This is a genomic window from Anaerococcus marasmi, assembly GCF_900290195.1.
Classification (GTDB): domain Bacteria; phylum Bacillota; class Clostridia; order Tissierellales; family Peptoniphilaceae; genus Anaerococcus; species Anaerococcus marasmi.
In genome coordinates, this window is the sequence record NZ_OLMF01000005.1 from 46,477 (window position 1) to 64,477 (window position 18,001).

15 protein-coding genes and 1 pseudogene are annotated in these 18,001 nt (G+C 35.0%); 13 read left to right on the forward strand and 3 right to left on the reverse strand.

The window, feature by feature from the left end; translation table 11 throughout:
- Positions 1 to 41: 41 nt before the first annotated feature.
- The 5 genes from C7D97_RS09900 (at position 42) to C7D97_RS09925 (ending at position 6,444) form a co-directional block, all read left to right on the forward strand.
- Positions 42 to 1,331 carry a ClC family H(+)/Cl(-) exchange transporter gene (locus C7D97_RS09900; RefSeq protein ID WP_105301920.1) on the forward strand — a complete coding sequence of 430 codons (1,290 nt, stop codon included), beginning with the start codon at positions 42 to 44 and terminating at the stop codon, positions 1,329 to 1,331.
- A 703-nt stretch (positions 1,332 to 2,034) separates the two neighbouring features.
- Complete coding sequence (locus C7D97_RS09910; protein WP_105301922.1) at positions 2,035 to 2,745, forward strand: DeoR/GlpR family DNA-binding transcription regulator; 711 nt, start codon at positions 2,035 to 2,037, stop codon at positions 2,743 to 2,745.
- A 31-nt stretch (positions 2,746 to 2,776) separates the two neighbouring features.
- Entirely contained in the window at positions 2,777 to 4,054 is a 1,278-nt protein-coding gene (locus C7D97_RS09915) for a four-carbon acid sugar kinase family protein (RefSeq protein ID WP_105301923.1), read from the forward strand.
- 1 nt (position 4,055) lies between these two features.
- Positions 4,056 to 5,054, forward strand: a complete 999-nt coding sequence (pdxA, locus tag C7D97_RS09920; protein ID WP_105301924.1) for a 4-hydroxythreonine-4-phosphate dehydrogenase PdxA — start codon at positions 4,056 to 4,058, stop codon at positions 5,052 to 5,054.
- Between the two features lie 10 nt (positions 5,055 to 5,064).
- Entirely contained in the window at positions 5,065 to 6,444 is a 1,380-nt protein-coding gene (locus C7D97_RS09925; RefSeq protein ID WP_105301925.1) for a GntP family permease, read from the forward strand.
- A 590-nt stretch (positions 6,445 to 7,034) separates the two neighbouring features.
- On the opposite strand, the gene C7D97_RS09930 is transcribed toward C7D97_RS09925, so the two are convergent.
- Entirely contained in the window at positions 7,035 to 7,424 is a 390-nt protein-coding gene (locus C7D97_RS09930) for a PH domain-containing protein (RefSeq protein ID WP_105301926.1), read from the reverse strand.
- A gap of 130 nt (positions 7,425 to 7,554) precedes the next feature.
- On the opposite strand from C7D97_RS09930, the gene C7D97_RS09935 reads away from it, so the two are divergent.
- From C7D97_RS09935 to C7D97_RS09945, 3 genes are all read left to right on the forward strand, one after another.
- Positions 7,555 to 8,892, forward strand: coding sequence for an MATE family efflux transporter (locus C7D97_RS09935; protein ID WP_105301927.1), 1,338 nt, complete (start codon positions 7,555 to 7,557; stop codon positions 8,890 to 8,892).
- Positions 8,893 to 9,062: 170 nt separating this feature from the next.
- A complete protein-coding gene (locus tag C7D97_RS09940) occupies positions 9,063 to 10,295 on the forward strand; it encodes a putative DNA modification/repair radical SAM protein (protein WP_105302016.1) in 1,233 nt (410 codons plus the stop codon).
- Positions 10,295 to 11,023: a TIGR03915 family putative DNA repair protein gene (locus C7D97_RS09945; protein ID WP_105301928.1), complete on the forward strand. Its 729-nt coding sequence runs from the start codon at positions 10,295 to 10,297 to the stop codon at positions 11,021 to 11,023. Before C7D97_RS09940 ends, C7D97_RS09945 begins: the two co-directional genes overlap by 1 nt.
- 118 nt (positions 11,024 to 11,141) lie before the next feature.
- Here the strand turns inward: C7D97_RS09945 and tpx are convergent, their stop codons facing one another.
- Entirely contained in the window at positions 11,142 to 11,642 is a 501-nt protein-coding gene (gene tpx / locus C7D97_RS09950; RefSeq protein WP_105301929.1) for a thiol peroxidase, read from the reverse strand.
- A gap of 281 nt (positions 11,643 to 11,923) precedes the next feature.
- Between tpx and C7D97_RS09955 the strand changes: the two genes are divergently transcribed.
- The 5 genes and pseudogenes from C7D97_RS09955 to C7D97_RS09970 all read left to right on the forward strand — a co-directional run bounded on the left by C7D97_RS09955 (position 11,924) and on the right by C7D97_RS09970 (position 16,386).
- Complete coding sequence (locus C7D97_RS09955; RefSeq protein WP_105301930.1) at positions 11,924 to 13,513, forward strand: alpha-glucoside-specific PTS transporter subunit IIBC; 1,590 nt, start codon at positions 11,924 to 11,926, stop codon at positions 13,511 to 13,513.
- A 46-nt stretch (positions 13,514 to 13,559) separates the two neighbouring features.
- On the forward strand, positions 13,560 to 14,888 hold the full coding sequence (locus C7D97_RS09960; RefSeq protein WP_105301931.1) for a 6-phospho-alpha-glucosidase: 1,329 nt from the start codon (positions 13,560 to 13,562) through the stop codon (positions 14,886 to 14,888).
- 96 nt (positions 14,889 to 14,984) lie between these two features.
- A pseudogene (locus C7D97_RS10765) lies at positions 14,985 to 15,158 on the forward strand (MurR/RpiR family transcriptional regulator); the annotation flags it as partial.
- Between the two features lie 36 nt (positions 15,159 to 15,194).
- Positions 15,195 to 15,659, forward strand: a complete 465-nt coding sequence (locus C7D97_RS09965; RefSeq protein ID WP_240308918.1) for a MurR/RpiR family transcriptional regulator — start codon at positions 15,195 to 15,197, stop codon at positions 15,657 to 15,659.
- A complete protein-coding gene (locus tag C7D97_RS09970) occupies positions 15,637 to 16,386 on the forward strand; it encodes a MurR/RpiR family transcriptional regulator (protein WP_105301933.1) in 750 nt (249 codons plus the stop codon). The genes C7D97_RS09965 and C7D97_RS09970 overlap by 23 nt, the downstream gene beginning before the upstream one ends.
- Positions 16,387 to 16,416: 30 nt before the next feature.
- Here the strand turns inward: C7D97_RS09970 and C7D97_RS09975 are convergent, their stop codons facing one another.
- Positions 16,417 to 17,877, reverse strand: coding sequence for an FAD/NAD(P)-binding protein (locus C7D97_RS09975; protein ID WP_105301934.1), 1,461 nt, complete (start codon positions 17,875 to 17,877; stop codon positions 16,417 to 16,419).
- Positions 17,878 to 18,001: the final 124 nt, after the last annotated feature.

Sequence of the window (18,001 nt, forward strand, 5' to 3'; positions counted from 1 at the left end):
AGAAGTCAAGTTTGATATAATAAAAAGAGAGGAGGAAGTAAATGAGAAAATCAAAATCTAGATATTCTTACAATACTAAGGGAGTTTCCAACATTGTTTCATTTATAATAACTGGAATTATAGTTGGCCTTGCTATAGGATTTTTTAAACAAGCTATTCATTTTGTTTCTCTTAAAATGATAGGTTTAATATCTTTAGTGCATGAAAAGCCCATATATGCCTTTGGTATTATTATTTTATTTATAATTATCGGAACATTTATTTATTTCTTGTCTAAAAGAGATCCAAATATCAATGGATCGGGAATACCAATTATATATGGAATGCTCGATGATAAGTTTGTCGTAGATAGTCCAAGGACTCTGATTAGAAAATTTATAGCCAGTACCCTTGCTATAGGATCAGGACTAACCCTAGGTAGGGAAGGCCCATCCGTCCAAATCGGAGGTCTTATAGGAGATATAGTCCACAAGCTTAGCAAGTCAAAGGAAAATAAGAGATACTTTATTGGATCAGCTGCGGGGGCTGGAATCGCCGTAGCCTTTAACGCTCCAATTGCAGGAATGTTATTTACAGTAGAAGAGATATTTAAAAAAACTGACAGGAAAGTATTTTTATCAACAGCCATTACTATATTTACAGCAATAATAACAGCAGATATTGGCTTCGGAAACCGTCCAGCCCTACTAGACGTGCCTAATTTTGAAGTAATGCGCTTATCTATGATTGGAATCTTGATAGTTCTTGGTATCTTTGTAGGCCTATCAGGAGTCTTCTTCAATTACTGCGTAATTGGCTCTAAGGCTGTCTATAAGAAGATAAATATTAATCCCTACATAAAATATCTAATTCCTTTTGTAGTAACAGCAATTATCTTGATGATAGATATAGACCTATTTGCATCAAGCGAAGAATTTATCTTTCTCGCTACTGAGGGTGAGACTAGCTTACTTAGACTAATATTATTTTATTTCGCTAAGATATTTCTCCTATGCCTAGCCTTTGGAGCAGGAGTTTCAGGGGGAAGCCTAGTTCCACTTCTAGTAATAGGTTCGCTTGTAGGTAACATTGTAGCTACAAGCCTAGTTATGGCAGGACTCCTTGACCCGTCATTCATATTTGTCTTTAGTATCCTAGGAATGTGTGGCCACTTCTCAGCAATAGTAAGAGCTCCAATCACAGCCATAATACTAGTCCTAGAAATGACCGGAGGAGCCTTCGAATATCTATTAGGAATATCAATAGTAAGCCTAATAGCTTACAGCATAGCAGAAATCTGCAGATCCAAACCATTTTATGAACACTTGTATGAGTTGATGGTAGAAAAATAGAATTATAAGCAAGAATAGACACTCCCTTATCATTTGCTGACCCCAAAAGTTGGACTTAAAAATCAACTAATGGAGGTCAGTTTTTCAATATCAAAATACAATACAGAATTTAAGTTTAAAATAGTAAAAGAATATATCGAAAGTAAGAGAAGCTACAATGAATTAGAGAAAAATACAGTATCCGAGATAAGAAAACTATTATAGTGTGAGTTAATGCTTACGGATCTCAAGGTTATAATGGACTAAAAGTGCCAAAAAGAAATAACAGTTACTCTTTAGACTTTAATTTAAAAGTAGTAAAATTTTACTTAACCATAGAAATGTCCTATGAAATCCTTACTAATAAAATGAACATCAATAATCTAAGTATAATATTTGGATGGGTGAAAAAATACAGAGAAGGAGTAATAGAGAGACTAAGCATAAGATGAGAAGGAGGCCTTCAAATATGGAAAAGACGGTAAGAAGAAAACTGTTAAAGAATCTAAAATCAAAGAAAATTAGGTGAACTAGAAAAACTGGGAGAAGAAAATCACCACCTTCAAATGTAAGTGGAAATTCTAAAAAAGATTCAATTCTCTCAAATGACAGTATTTGAAATGAAATATCAATTAATCATAACTTAATTTAGAAAAAAACTTGAATTTATATTGAATATGTGATATTATATAAAAGCAAACGAAAGGAAACGAAAGATAACGAAATGTTTCAAGAAGAAAGACTAAGATTTATCCTAGAAACTCTTGACGAGAAAGAAAGGGTAAGTGTAGGAGAATTATCACAGAAATTAGACGTTTCAGAAGTAACCATAAGAAAGGATCTAAGGGAGCTAGAAGAAAAGAAAGCAATCAAAAGAACCCATGGTGGAGCCATAGGAACAAAAAAGAATGTCGAAGAAATCTCAACAGATAGCAAGAAACTTATGAAAACAATAGAAAAAGAAAATATTGCTAGGATTGCTAGTGGACTTATAGATGATTCGATGACTATATTTTTAGATGCTGGTACAACCACATCTAAATTGGTTAAATATTTAAAGAAATTCAAGGATTTAACAATTATAAGTTATGACCTTGAGATTGCCCTAGCTTTGTCAAAATATCCCAAAATAGAAACCTACATATTGGGAGGCTATATCGAGAATATGACTAGAACAGCCTTATCACTAGATGGTTATGAGAATTTATCGAGGTTTCATGCTGATATTTGTTTCATGGGTACTGATGCCTATGATGATAATTTTGTCTATTCTACATCTGAAAACAAGGGCAGGATAAAGTCAAAAATGATAGAAAATTCGACTGTTTCCGTTTTGATGACCGATACAAGTAAGTATCCTGCAAAAGGATTATATTCTTTTGGCAAAATAGAGGATTTTGATTATTTTTTTACTGAAGAAACAAAGAAACTTTAGTGCCTTTTCGAAAAAATACATAGGAGGAAATATGGGCAAGGTAGTTATTATTGCTGATGACCTAACGGGGGCAAATGCAAATTGTGCTCTTATGAAGGGGATTGGCCTGAGAAGTGCAAGTATTACTGGAAATATCCACGAGAAAGATGTAACAGATATTGATGTCCTAGCCTTTACCACAGACTCGAGAGCTATGAGCTCAGATCAGTCCTATAAAAGGGTAAAGAAAAAGGCAAATCAATACAAGGATGATGATGTTATCTTATTTTCAAAAAGAATTGACTCTACCTTAAGAGGAAACTTAGGTTCTGAACTAAAAGGTTTTCAAGATGGATTGGGTGGAAGGCTAGCTATATGTGTTCCTTCTTTTCCTGATTCTAATAGGATTGTTGTAAACGATTTTATGTATGTACTTGGCAAGCCTTTGATGAATACAGATGCAGGAAAAGATTCTAAAATCTCAGCTGTATCAAATTTAGTTACAGAAAATTTCAAAAAAGATTATCAAGGCGAAATCTGCCATATTTCCATAGAGGAAATAGAAAAAGGAAAGGATCATATTAGAGACAAAATCATAGCCAATAAGGATGTTGATTTAATAATTTTAGATGCCATAACCAATGATCAAATAGAAATGATTGCAGAGGCATCTATAGATACTGGTCTTAAATTTATAAGCGTAGACCCTGGTCCATTTACTAAGGAAGTGACCAAGCTTTTATATAACAAGAGCGAAATTAGCACAAAGGCTATAGTCGTAATTGGCTCTGTTACAAAGGTTACTATGAACCAGATGAAAGAACTTGAAGATAATTTTGAAAATTATAGACTCCAAGTTGATCCTAGTAAGTTAATTAATATAGACTTAGCAATAGATGAAATAAATAGGGCTATCAACCTAGCTAAAGAAAAACTTAATGACTACAAATTGGTGATAGTAACAACTACACCAACAAGTATAGAAGGTAGGTTAAACTTAAAGGAGATATCAGAAAGTAAGGGGATAAGCATCGATGATTTATCCTTGATGATTTCCAGAGGGTTAGCAAAAATTGCCAGCGAAATAGTAAAGAAAGATAGGTCAATATCAGGAATCTTCTCTTCTGGAGGAGATGTAACGATAGCTGTTACTGAAGAACTAGGTGGCCAAGGAATAGAAATAAGGGAAGAAATCGAGCCCCTAGTAGCTTATGGAAGAGTAATTGGAGGTGAAGTCGACGGTTTAAAGATAGTAAGTAAGGGCGGCATGGTAGGCAGTGAAAAAGTAATGATAAAGTGTGTAGACAGATTATTAAATAAAGGAGAATAATATGGAAAGAAGTAGAATCGCAGTAACATTAGGTGACCCAGCAGGTATAGGTCCAGAAATCGTAGCAAAAACATTTGCTGTAAAAGAACTCTATGACGAAGCAGACATTGTCCTAGTAGGAGATAAAAATGTCCTAGAAAGAGCTTTGGAAGTAACAGGCTTAGATTTAAAAATAAACGTAATTGAAAATGTTAATGACGGCAAATATGAGTATGGAACAATTGACCTAATTGATTTAAAAAATATGTCTAAAGACTATAAATTTGGCGAAGTAAGTGCTGAATGTGGTAAGGCTGCCTATGAATATATCTTTAAGGCAGGGGAACTTGCTATGAATGGTGAAGTAGAATCAGTTGCTACAAGCCCAATTAACAAGGAATCTCTAAGAGCAGCAGAAGTCCCTTATATAGGGCATACGGAAATGTTTGAGGATATTTCAGGAGTCCATGATCCACTAACAATGTTTGAAGTTGAAGGTTTAAGAGTATTCTTCTTATCAAGACACTTATCTTTAAAAGATGCCATCGATCAAGTTAAATACGATAGGGTTTTAGATTACATTGAAAGAAGTACAGAAGCTATGCATAGGCTTGGAGTAGACGGAACCTTAGCTGTAGCAGGATTAAACCCACACTCTGGTGAACATGGCCTATTTGGTTATGAAGAAGTAGAAGAAATAGAACCAGCAATCAAGGAAGCTCAAAACAAAGGCATAGATGTGGTTGGCCCTATAGGCGCAGACTCAGTATTTGCACAAGGTCTCCAAGGAAAATACGCAGCAGTCCTATCCTTATATCACGATCAAGGACATATAGCAACAAAGACTTATAATTTCATGAAGACAATCTCGCTTACAAACTCAATGCCATTCTTAAGAACATCAGTAGACCATGGAACTGCTTTTGATGTGGCAGGTAAAAATATAGCTTCTGAAGTAAGTATGGTTGAAGCAGTAAGACTTGCAGCTAAATACGGTCCATACTTCAAAAAAGAAAAATAAAGGATGACTTATGAACGATACTAGGATTTTATTTGCCTTACTGATAGGCCTAATTCTGCTTATTGGAATGATAGTCAAGACAAAAATTCATACTTTTCTTGCCTTAATCATAACCGCAGTATTTATAGGCGTATCAGGCGGTATGTCTTATGATGATGTAATAGCAAGCGTTACGGGAGGTTTTGGAGGAACCTTAGGTTCCATAGGTATAATAATTGGATTTGGAGTAATGATGGGCCAATTGTTTGAAATATCAAATGCTGCTAAAAGAATGGCTCTTACCTTTATAAAAATATTTGGTAAAGGCAGGGAAGAATTGGCTATGGCTATCACAGGTTTTTTGGTATCCATACCAATTTATTGTGATTCAGGATTTGTAATCCTATTTCCAGTAGCCAAAGCCTTGTCTAAATCTACTAGAAAATCTATAATAACCCTAGGCCTTGCCCTAGCCTCAGGTCTTGTAATCACCCACACAATGGTGCCACCAACACCAGGTCCAGTTGGTGCAGCTGGAATATTTGGGGCGAATGTTGGTGCTGTAATACTTTGGGGTATTGTTATAGCTATACCAATGGTAATAGCAACCTTGCTCTATGCAAATTGGTACGGAAAGAAAGTCTACCAGATTCCGGATGATGACGGTGAATGGATAAGACCAACAAATATTTCTGAGCAAAAGATAGTTGATTATTCATTTGAAAATGAAGAAGAAATGCCATCGACCTTTACAGCGTTCTTGCCAATTCTAGCGCCAATTGTTTTGATTTTGATAAACACAATAATTTCAACCTTAATTAAGGTTGGGGCAGCAGAAACAAGTCCAGTACTTGAAGCTTTAATGTTTGCAGGAACACCAATTGTTGCAGTCGGTTTTGGTTTATTAGTAGCAATATTTACCCTAACAAAGGGTATGGATAGGAATAGTGTAATAACTGAAATGGAAGTTGGTATCCAATCTGCTGGCATTATCATACTTGTAACAGGAGGTGGCGGAGCCCTAGGAAGGGTTCTAACAGATTCGGGTGTAGGTAATGATATTGCAAATTATATATCAACAATGAACATCAATCCACTCTTGCTTCCATTTATCATTGCGACAATGATAAGGTTTATCCAAGGATCTGGAACAGTTGCTATGCTAACAGCAGCATCAATATCAGCTCCAATAGTAATACCATTAGGGATAAATCCTGTGTTTGCAACGCTTTCTGCTTGCGTTGGCTCAGTATTCTTCTCATATTTCAACGACTCATTCTTTTGGGTTGTAAATAGGTCTTTAGGTCTAACAGAAGCTAAGGAACAAATAGGTGGTTACTCTGTAGTATCAACCATAGCTTGGGCAGTAGGATTTATATCCATAGTAATACTAAACCTAATATTTGGTTAATAAGATGATGGTGCAGAATGGGTAACTCTATTCTGCCCATCATTTTTTCTTGTATATCTATGTCAAGTTATTAATTATATAGGGGTTTTTAAGATGAGAATAAATTTTCCGTGTTTTCTTAAATTTGTGCTCAAGAAATAAAACTAGCTATATTGATATTTTTCTAAGCAGCTTTGGATATTATGATTTGTAAGTTCTTATTTTCTATTTTAGATGCAGCTTATTTTAGTTTAAGTCCATTGATAGAAGGCGTATTTCGCTTATTTCATTTGCTTTTCCTGTATGGTGAAATCTATTGTGTATAACCCTGATTTTATTTTAGAAAATGATCCTTCAGCTTGGATTGATCTATTTATTCTTTCTTCTATCCTTTGCTCTGATCTTATATTTTCTAATGATTCTTTCCTATATTTTTAGAATTTTTTGATATTTAGATTCCTTTAGTTATTTGTCCAAGCATCTTATGAATTCTTTTACTTTTTGCGATATGTATTTGTAACGGTTTTAATAAATACATCATATTAGAAAAAGACTGAGATGTTTAGTTTCTACGTCTTTTCCAATTTTGGGACTTTTGTACCAGTCCCTTTCTATAAAATAAACTCAGAAATAGTTTTAGATATTTCTATGATATCTACTCCTTTTTTAAAGTCGAATGATAGTTTGTTTCCGTCGTTAAAGGCTATTATTAGCTCGCTGTCTATATCGAGTATGCCTGCAGTTTCTATTCCGAAGTATTGGATTTTGGAGTAGGGATAGGAGATGTAGGCTATCTTTTTGCCGGTGATTCCTTGGACATTTAAAACGAATATTCTTTTCGTTGTAAAGACTACTTGGTCTCTTATTGTTTCAAAGGCCTGGATGATTTCTTCGTCTTTTAGGAGAAAGTTCATCACTTCTTTTCTTACTTTTTCTATATTTATTTCTTTGAGATTAAAGGTGTTAGAGTCACCTATGATTCCACTTCCGATTGTTGACATATGTCCTCCTTGTACTTTGTTTATTTTATGATATCACTTTTTATTAAATTTTTAAATTAGTATTTATTTTAGTAGATTTTTTTAAAGCTTATCATATATTGATAGAAGTTAGAAATTTTTGAGGTGGTATATGGATCATTATTTAACAAAGGATACTCCATCAAAGGCCATTAGTAGGTTTGCCCTGCCTATGGTGGTAGGTTCTTTATTTCAACAAATTTATAGCTTGGTTGATTCGGCTGTGGTTGGTAAATACGTGGGGGAGGCTGGTCTTGCTTCTGTTGGGGCAAGTTTCGCCCTTACTACGATTTTTATTTGCATTGGAGTCGGAGGTGGAGCTGGAGCTTCGGTTTTAATTGCAAGGTACTTTGGCTCACGTAATTACAAGAGGATGAAGACTGCGATTTTCACTTCTATGATAGGATTTTTAGCTCTTTCTCTTGCTCTTTCCGCTTTTGGTTTGATTTTTTCTAAGAAACTTATGGCTTTTCTTCAAACACCTAGTGAGATTTTGGATATGGCAGTCTTATATCTTAATATTTATTTTTATGGCCTGCCATTTTTGTTTATGTATAATATCATATCGGCTCTTTACCAGGCCCTTGGAGAATCAAAGATTCCCCTATATTTTTTGATTTTCTCTTCGGTTTTGAATGTGATACTAGATGTATATTTTGTAAGAGATTTGGGAATGGGTCTTGCTGGAGCTGCCTACGCTACCCTTCTTGCCCAGGGACTTTCTGCTATCTTTTCATTTTTTGTTTTTATTAAAAGAATTAGAAAAATCGAAACAGGAAAAACTAAGATTTTTGATAAGAAAGAATTAGGGCTTATTTCAAGGCTTGCTATTCCATCTATTGTCCAACAATCTACCATTACCATCGGTCAGCTTCTGGTTCAGTCTGTTGTAAATTCATTTGGAGTAGAAATCTTGGCTGGTTTTTCTGCGGCCATTAGAGTGGAAAGCCTTATAATTGTACCGATAACTAGTCTTGGCAATGCTGTATCTTCCTATACTTCACAAAATGTAGGGGCAGAGAAACTTAATAGATTAGCTAAAGGCCTTAGGGCATCACTAATGATGGTCGGCATATATTCCTTCTTGATTTTACTTGTTTTAAAAATCAAGTCAGTTGATATTATAGCCTTTTTCATGAATGAAAATTCATCAGAGTCTGCTATTAAAACTGGTCAGACTTATCTCGATTTTATTGGGTTTTTCTTCGTCCTTGTAGGATCAAAACACTGTGTGGATGGGGTTTTGAGAGGGCTAGGAGATGTGAGAGTTTTTACCCTTGCTAATATTATCAATTTATTTATAAGGGTTAGCCTTTCTATGACTCTTGCCCACAAGATAGGTGTCGAGATGGTTTGGTATGCAGTTCCTTTAGGTTGGTTAGTTAATCTCATAATTTCATCCATCTATTACCAAATAATTAAAAAAGATAACTTTAGCTTAAAATTTTAAGATAGGAAAAAGCATAAAGTAACGAAGTTTTATCTTGCTCCTATTACTAGCATAAGTTCTTCTTTTTTCTTTAAGTATAAGATTTTTATGATAAATTTAAAATATTTTATAAGACAATTAATGTACTTAAGGTATAGTAAAAAGGACAGGAAGGAGGATTTATGGAAAAGATTTCTACAATGGATAAGCTAAAGATTCTAACAGACGCAGCAAAATACGATGTGTCTTGCTCATCTTCTGGCTCTTCTAGAAAAAACACTAGAGATGGACTCGGAAACGGTGCTGTAGCAGGAATTTGTCATTCATGGTCGGAAGATGGAAGATGTATATCTCTGCTTAAGGTTCTGTTTACTAATAAATGCATCTATGATTGTGAATACTGTATCAATAGAAGGACTGAAGATGTAAAAAGAGCCGAATTTAGCCCAAGAGAATTAGCAGATCTTACTATAAATTTTTATAAGAGAAATTATATCGAGGGTTTATTCCTTTCGTCTGCCGTTATCAAAAACCCCGATTATACTATGGAACTACTGATAGAAGTAGCCAAGATTTTAAGATATGAATATAAGTACAATGGTTATATACACATGAAGGCCATACCAGGTGCAAGTGAGGACTTGATTAGAGCTATGGGGCTTTTGGTAGATAGGGTGAGTATAAATATAGAGCTTGCCAAGAAAACCGACCTAGCCTTACTTGCCCCAGAGAAAAATTACGATTCTATAATAGCTTCAATGAGAGATGTAAATGAGAGAAAGATTCAAGCCAAAAATGAAATAGCTATCTACAAGCATGCTCCTAAGTTTCTTCCGGCTGGGCAAACTACCCAGATGATAGTTGGGGCAAGTGGAGAAAGTGACCTTGATATTATTACTAGGTCGGAGGCTCTTTATAACGATTTTTCCTTAAAGAGAGTGTATTACTCTGCCTTTGTTCCGGTTGTTAAGTCAAAGCTTACGGAAGGAATCGACAGGGCACCTCTTTTGCGTGAGCACAGGCTCTATCAGGCAGATTGGCTTTTGAGGTTTTACGGCTTTAAGTCAAAGGATCTTCTAAATTCATCTAGACCATCTTTTGATCTTAGGATAGATCCAAAAACTAATTGGGCAATTGAAAATATCGAAAGATTCCCCCTTGAGATTAATAAGGCGACTTACAAAGACCTTATCCTTGTGCCTGGTATAGGTAAGGTTTATGCCAAGAGAATAATTGCTGCAAGAAAATTTAGAAAGCTCGACTACCTGGCCTTAAAAAACTTAAAAATTTCGACAAAAAGGGCCAAAAACTTCATCTTAGTAGATGGAAAATATTATGGAAGAAATTTCCAATCCAAAAGCGAGCTTAAGAATATTATGGCTTTGGGTGATCCTAAGGCTTATGAGCAATTATCCCTATTCTAATGAAATATATTTTGTATGATGGAAGTCTTGCTGGACTATTTACTGTAGTATTTGATTTTTATGGGGAAATCTTTGATATAAAAATTGAAATAGAAGAAGATCAGCTAGACTTTCTTGAAAAAATATTTATTAAGACAGATATGGCCAAGGCTAAGAGGGTAGAAGAGGCAATTGAAAAAAATATTTCCAAGGATTTTCTTAGAGGAATTAGGGCAAATTTCAAATCAAAAGATATACAAAAAGATGACCTTATAGCTAGGATGATTAGGCTAAGCTTCCACTATGGTAAAGATTTTCTAGCCTCATCTAACAAATATCCAACACGCTTTAGGGAAAATATCAAAAATTATGGCTCGGAACTTCACGCCTATAAGGGACTCACTCGCTTTAGAGAGATCCAGGAAGGCTTTCTCTTTGCAGAAATTGAAGCTGAGAATAATGTCCTAGAAGATTTAACAGCTCATTTTTTAAGGAGGATGCCTGGGGAGAAGTTCGTAATATTTGATAAAAATAGAAATAAGGCCGCCCTTTCGATTGAGGGTGATGTCAAGGAAGTAGATGTTATAGACTTAAACATAGAAGAAAGTGATGAAGAAGTATTTTTTAGAAAACTTTGGGTGAAGTTCTACGACACTATATCTATAAAGGAAAGAGAAAATAAAAAACTTATGATATCTAATATGCCAAAGAAATATTGGAAGTATCTGCCTGAAAAAAATAGGAAGTAAGCTTGTGATTAGCCTTTTCCCAATTTTATATTCTAATTGTAGCTTTAAAAATCACAAATAAGAACCTAAGCTAAAAGTGCTAACAGAATTTCTGCTAGCACTTTTAATACCTTCTATATTAGATTAATTTTTTAACTTCTTCTAGAGCAGCTTCGAAGTTTACTTCGTTAGTTACTTCAGGAACGTATTCAACATATTGGATTACTCCTTCTTTGTCTACTATTACGATTCCTCTTGTTAATAGCTTTAGTTCATCGATTAAAAATCCGTATTTTTCTCCGAATTCTCTTTCTTTGTAGTCAGATACCATTTCTAGGTTTTTGATATCTTCGTTTGCGCAAAATCTTGCTTGGGCAAAAGGTAAATCTTCTGTGATTGTAACAATACTTACGTCATCAGAAAGTTCTAGGGCATCTTTGTTGAATTTCTTCGCTTGAAGAGCACATACGTCTGTATCTAGGGATGGTGCTACAGAATAAATTACAACTTTTCCTTTTAGATCTTCTGAGTTAAATTCTGAAAGATCGTTTTTTGTTGCCTTAAATGCTGGCGCTTTATCGCCTTTTTTTACTTGGTTTCCTAAAAGTGTAACCTTATCTCCTGCAAATGTAATTGTCATGTTTTCCTCCTAAAGTTATTACGAATTTTATAAATTATAAATTTAACATTTATATTATACCCAAATTTTATTAAAAAAATATGTGATTTCTCTTTATTTAAAAGATAATAATAATCTTTAACAAGGTAAATAGGTATTTTTGGGGAGTGTGAAATTTCACAAAGTATGTAAAAATATCAAATGCTGACACAAATCCCTAAAGATAGGGCTTTGTTGACAATTTTTCTGTGAAGGATTATTATATAGACATAAGATAATACGTTTTCAATAGGAGGAGAACCATGAAAGAAAAAATTCAAAGATTTGGTGGAGCGATGTTCACACCTGTAATGCTTTTTGCAGTTTCAGCTCTACTAATTGGTTTTGGTACTTTGTTTACTACTGAAGTAATCATGGGACCAATGGCCAGTGAAGGAACAATCTGGTTTGGATTTTGGGACATGGTCTTATCAGGAGCTTGGGTAGTATTCAACCAATTGCCATTATTATTTGCAATCGCCCTACCGATAGGACTTGCCAAAAAGCAAAATGCCAGAGCGAGCATGGAAGCGTTTGTAATCTACATAGTCTTCTTAAATTATGTTTCAACAATACTTAAACATTGGGGGCCTACATTTGGTGTAGACTTCTCACAAGAGGTTGGTGGAGCGAGCGGTCTTGCAATGATTGCGAATGTTAAAACCCTTGATATGGGAATGATGGGAGCTTTGTTAATATCTGGTATTGCAATCTATCTACACAACAGATTTTTTGATACTAGACTTCCAGAAGCTTTAGGAGTTTTCAAAGGTTCAGCCTTTGTCTTAGGTATTGGATTTATTGTTATGATTCCAGTAGCTTTCCTAGCAGTTTTGGTTTGGCCTAAGATCCAAGCGGGAATGAATGTGTTTAGAGATTTCATAGTTAATTCAGGTACAATTGGTGTTTCAGTCTTTGTACTGTTGGAGAAACTATTAATACCTTTTGGACTTCACCATTTATTATATGCTCCAATGTATTATGATAGCTTGATAGTATCTGGTGGTATTTATTCTACCTGGGCTCAGAGTCTGCCAGAGATTGCGGCTAGTGCAGCACCACTAAAAGAACTCGCCCCTTACGCTCAGCTTACAGCTACAGGTTGGTCTAAGATCTTTGGATGTGTCGGTGTAGGACTTGCCTTCTATAAGACAGCTCGTCCAGAGAATAAAAAGAAGATTGCTGGTCTTATGATTCCAGTTGTACTTACTGCTATCCTAAGTGGAGTTACAGAACCAATCGAGTTTACCTTCCTCTTTATAGCACCACAACTATTCGTAGTTCACGCAATCCTTGCATCAATCCTTGCTATGGTGATGAATCTTGCTGGAGTTGTCGGAGTTTTCTCTGGTGGAGTTATCGAAATGGCTTCCCTAAACTGGATACCTCTTGCGGCTAACCACTGGAAAACTTATCTCATAATGCTTGTGATAGGACTTGTTGCAATTGCAGTATGGTATTTGGTATTTACCTTCCTAATAACAAAGTTTGACTTTAAGACACCAGGTAGGGCTGTCACAGAAGATGCTAACAAGCTTTATACAAAGAAAGACTACAAGGCTAAGAAGAAGGAAGAAGGAACTGAAGGTAAAATAGTAAAATCTGCAGATAAGTTTGAAGTTATGGCTGATGAAATCCTAGACGGTTTAGGTGGTGCCGAAAACATCAAAGACTTTACTAACTGTGTAACAAGGCTTAGGGTAAATGTCAATGATCCTTCAAAGGTCGCAGATGATTCATACTTTAGAGAAATTGGAACTTATGGTACTGCCAAGAATGGAAATTCTGTTCACGTTATAGTAGGAATGGATATCCAATATGTAGCAGATGCCTTTGGCGAATTATTAGATTAGAAAATTTAAGTAGTTAAGAAAAGAATTAATATAAAAGGAGTTAATTATGACAAAAAAATATTCAATAGTTGTAGCTGGTGGTGGTTCAACATTTACACCAGGAATTATAGGAATGCTTCTAGATAACCTTGATAGATTCCCAATTAGATCTATCAAACTTTATGATAACGACGCAGACAGACAAGGTGTAATTGGTAAGGCTCTAGAAATCTTACTAAAAGAAAGACACCCAGAGATCAACTTTGTCTACACTACAGATCCTGAAGAAGGATTTACAGATGTGGACTTCGTCCTAGCTCAACTTAGGGTTGGTAAATACGAGATGCGTGATAGGGACGAGAAAGTTCCATTAAAGCACGGATGTATTGGACAAGAAACATGTGGACCGGGTGGACTTGCTTATGGTATGCGTTCAATCGGTGGAGTTCTTGAAATCCTTGACTACATGGAAAAATACTCACCAGAAGCTTGGATGCTAAACTACTCAAACCCAGCAGCAATCGTAGCAGAAGCTACTAGAAGACTAAGACCAGATTCTAAGATTATAAACATCTGTGACATGCCAATTGACTTAATGTACAAGATGGCAGACATGGTTGGCCTAAAAGAATGGCAAGAGCTTGACTTTTCTTATTACGGTCTAAACCACTTCGGTTGGTTTACAGCAATCTCTGATAAAGAAGGAAATGACTTAATGCCACAAATCAAAGAGCACGTTTCAGTTAACGGCTTTGCTGATGGTATAGGAACAGCTCAACACCTTGATCCATCATGGGTTGAGACTTTCACAAAGGCAAAAGATGTCTATGCCCTAGACCCAGACACAATTCCAAACACTTACCTAAAATACTACTTCTACCCAGATTTTGTAATGGAGCATACTGATCCAAATCACACAAGAGTTGACGAAGTTCGTGAAGGAAGAGAAAAAGATGTATTTGGATTCTGCCAAAATATTATAGACAAGGGAACAGCAGAAGGAGTTGAAATCGAACTTGATGCACACGCAACCTACATCGTAGACCTTGCTATTGCACTTGCAGAAAATACAAAGGAAAGATTCCTTCTTATAGTTGAAAATAATGGAGCAATTCCAAACTTTGACCCAACAGCAATGGTAGAAATTCCATGTCTAGTTGGTAAAAACGGAATCGAAAGAATCAACCAAGGAGCGATTCCACAATTCCAAAAAGGACTAATGGAGCAACAAGTATCTGTAGAAAAACTTGTAGTTGAAGCTTGGATTGAAGGAAGCTACCTAAAGATGTGGCAAGCCCTAACACTTTCAGCAACAGTACCAAGTGCGAAAGTTGCCAAAGAACTTCTTGACGATCTAATCGAAGCAAACAAGGACTTCTGGCCAGAACTTAACTAATAAAAACCTAGTTTTATAAGAAAAATCTCTACTTAGCGTATAATAAGCCTAGTAGGGATTTTTTAGTGAGGTGATATTATCAGTTTAGAAAAACTTATCAGGGAAAATGAAAATAAATTTACCCAGACAGACTATGTAATTGCCAATGAAATATTAAAAAACGGTCTTAATTACAATCTTACAATCAACGAATTTGCGAGCATCTGCTATACATCCAGGACTTCTGTCCTAAGATTTGCCAAAAAACTAGGATTTAATGGTTATAATGACCTTAAATACTACATATTAAATGACAAGGTCGATATTGTGACTAGCTCTGCTGCGAGTTTTGATGCGAAAAAGGATTTGATATATAAGAAACTAGGAAAAGTCAAAAGAGCCTTTATTTATGGTAACGGAGCCTATGAAGATATAATCAAATATTCTGTCAAAAGACTACTGTTTGATGTAGGGATTTTATCAGAAACATATGCCGGTGCCAAGGAGATAGTAGCTTTCGACAGGGATATGCTTAAAGATAGCTTGGTGGTGATTGTGGATTTCTCAAAGGATATAAGAAGCGAGGAATTGATGTTTCAAATAGCGTCCATCCCTTGCATCAAACTAATTATAGGAAGTGAATACAAGTCTATGACAAAGAGTGATTACAATATCTTCCTAGCTGAGGAAGAAAGAAAAGTCAGGCTTATAAGCCCTTATATTATAGAACTAGAGAAGTTCTTTACAGGATTTCTAGAAAGGCAAAGTAATGATATTGATGAACTTGATTAGGGAAAATTATTCTAAGCTCAATAACAATGACCTTAGAATATATTCTTATATCATTCAAAATAAAAGTGAAGCTAACGAATTAAATATTAATCAAATGGCAGATAAGTTAGGTCTTAGCACAAGTTCCATAATGACTTTTACCAAAAAACTAGGACTTGATGGCTATAGCGAGCTTAAATATCTTATCAAATGGAGCGAAGAAGATAAGAATTCCGCCTTCGATGATAATGAAATAGAATATACCAAAAACGACATTAATCTAACCATGACCATGTTGACTTCCTTAAATCTAGATGGCTTATTTGAGAAGTTAGGTGAGGCGAAAGACATCTTTGTTATAGGCAATGGATACACTCAGCTAAATGTAGCAGAAGAGCTTAAGAGAAACTTCTTAAATGTTGGTAAGATTGTAAATATCCTAGACCAGGACTCCGATTATGATAGATACAAGAGCCTTATTAAAGAAGGAGATGTTCTTTTTGTCATATCATTTAGTGGAGAAAATGAAAAATTAATTGATTTTCTAAAATCTATCAAGGAAGATGTAACTATAGCTTCTATTACCAAACTATCTAACAATACCATATCTCACTTATCTGACTACAATGTATCATTTGTAACTCACGAAGTATATGACTTCAATCAAAGGATGAAAATATCACCTATTTCACAGTTTTATGTTGTGATAGACTTTATAATTCTAAAATACTTATCTTTTCTATCTTAAAATAAAAAGGGGAAATCCCCAGTCTGAGATTTACAAATTGTAATCATCGACTAGGATTTTCCCAATTCTTTTGGCAGATTTCTGTATACATCTAGCATCGTTATTGTCAATATCGGTTCCAGATACCATCATTCCTGTTATAGAAATATTTCTAAGACAGCCGTATTTTTTGCTCAATGGATTAAGTCTTGGCCAGCTAACAGCTATAAAGTCCCCATCTTTATCTGCCATAATCATTTCTTTAGACAAAAGGCTTTCGTAGAGAGGAATTTTCTCAGAAACTTTACTTAGATTAGTCTCAATGCCCGAGCAGTTAATTACAATATCGGCATTAGCCGTCCTATCTCCCTTAAGGAAAAATTTACCATCTGATGTCTTTTCTATAGAGTGGGTATTAGTGATGATGTCAATCTTACCTTCATCGTAGGACTTAAGGATCAGCTTCATAGATTCGTAAGGGGTCTTTCCTCCAAGAAAGATTAGGTACTTGTAATACTTATCCATAAAAATCTCCCTATCCTGAGGTCTTAGATTGTTTACTATGTCAGCTGCAAAGACCGTAAATTGCATAAAATAATCCTCACAAAAGGCGAGGGCCTGGTCATTTTCATCGATTGCTTTTCTACTTAGATCTAGGCTATGGTCCTTGTAGGTTTCGTAGGCATATCTTAAGTCAAACCCATTTTCAGAAAAATCTTTCTCAATCCTTTTTATTAAGACATCAAGGTCTATAAATTCATTATCGCTAAGGGCCTTTTTAATCCGAGCCTCATCTAGAGAATATTTATCATAAATATTTCCTTCATAAGGAATGTCTACTATCTTGTATTCATTATCACCGGTAAAGAAATTGATAGGCTTAGTTAGATTCTTATTATTCATAAGATATCTAAAGACATCTGTTGATGCGGCGGAAGTACCAATTACAGCAATTGATGAATCATTATCTATATCTTTTAACTTATCCCTAAGAGGGTATGGACTTTCTATATAAGATTCTTCTCCACTAAGCTTATAGGGGTCTTGGTAAAAGCTTGCTCCACTTGCAAGGAAGATAAAATCATAAGTAGACTTCCTATAACGAGTTTTAAGCTCATAAATTTCCTTGTTATCTAGAATAGATACACCTATATCTGTAACTTCTTCATTTATAATATTGACAAAGGGAAGATCAATATAATCTTTCGCCTTATCTTTAAGGAAGGAAGCAAAATAAACCCTAGGAGCCATCTTCTCTATAGGATCGACCTTCTTATTATTATCTTTCATCCAATTCTTAAAATCATCCTTGTTTTCTCTTGGATAAATCATCTCGTCACTATCTACGTTGAGAAGTTTATCTAGGCTATCATCTTCGTAAGGAAGACCTGCTGGATACTCGCTTGCTTTTTCATATACATCAATTTCTATATTATCACTTTTCTTATTGTCAATTACTGACTTGAGGAAGCTAAAGCCTGATAAGGCAAACCCTACTATAGCAATTTTCATATAAACTCCTTTCAAACTTTTAATATAGATACCCAAAAGATTAGAAATGTAAGTATTTTACTTGACAAAAAAGGATTAGACGTGTAGAATATTGAAGGATTGGCATAGATTGCCAATTATTTAA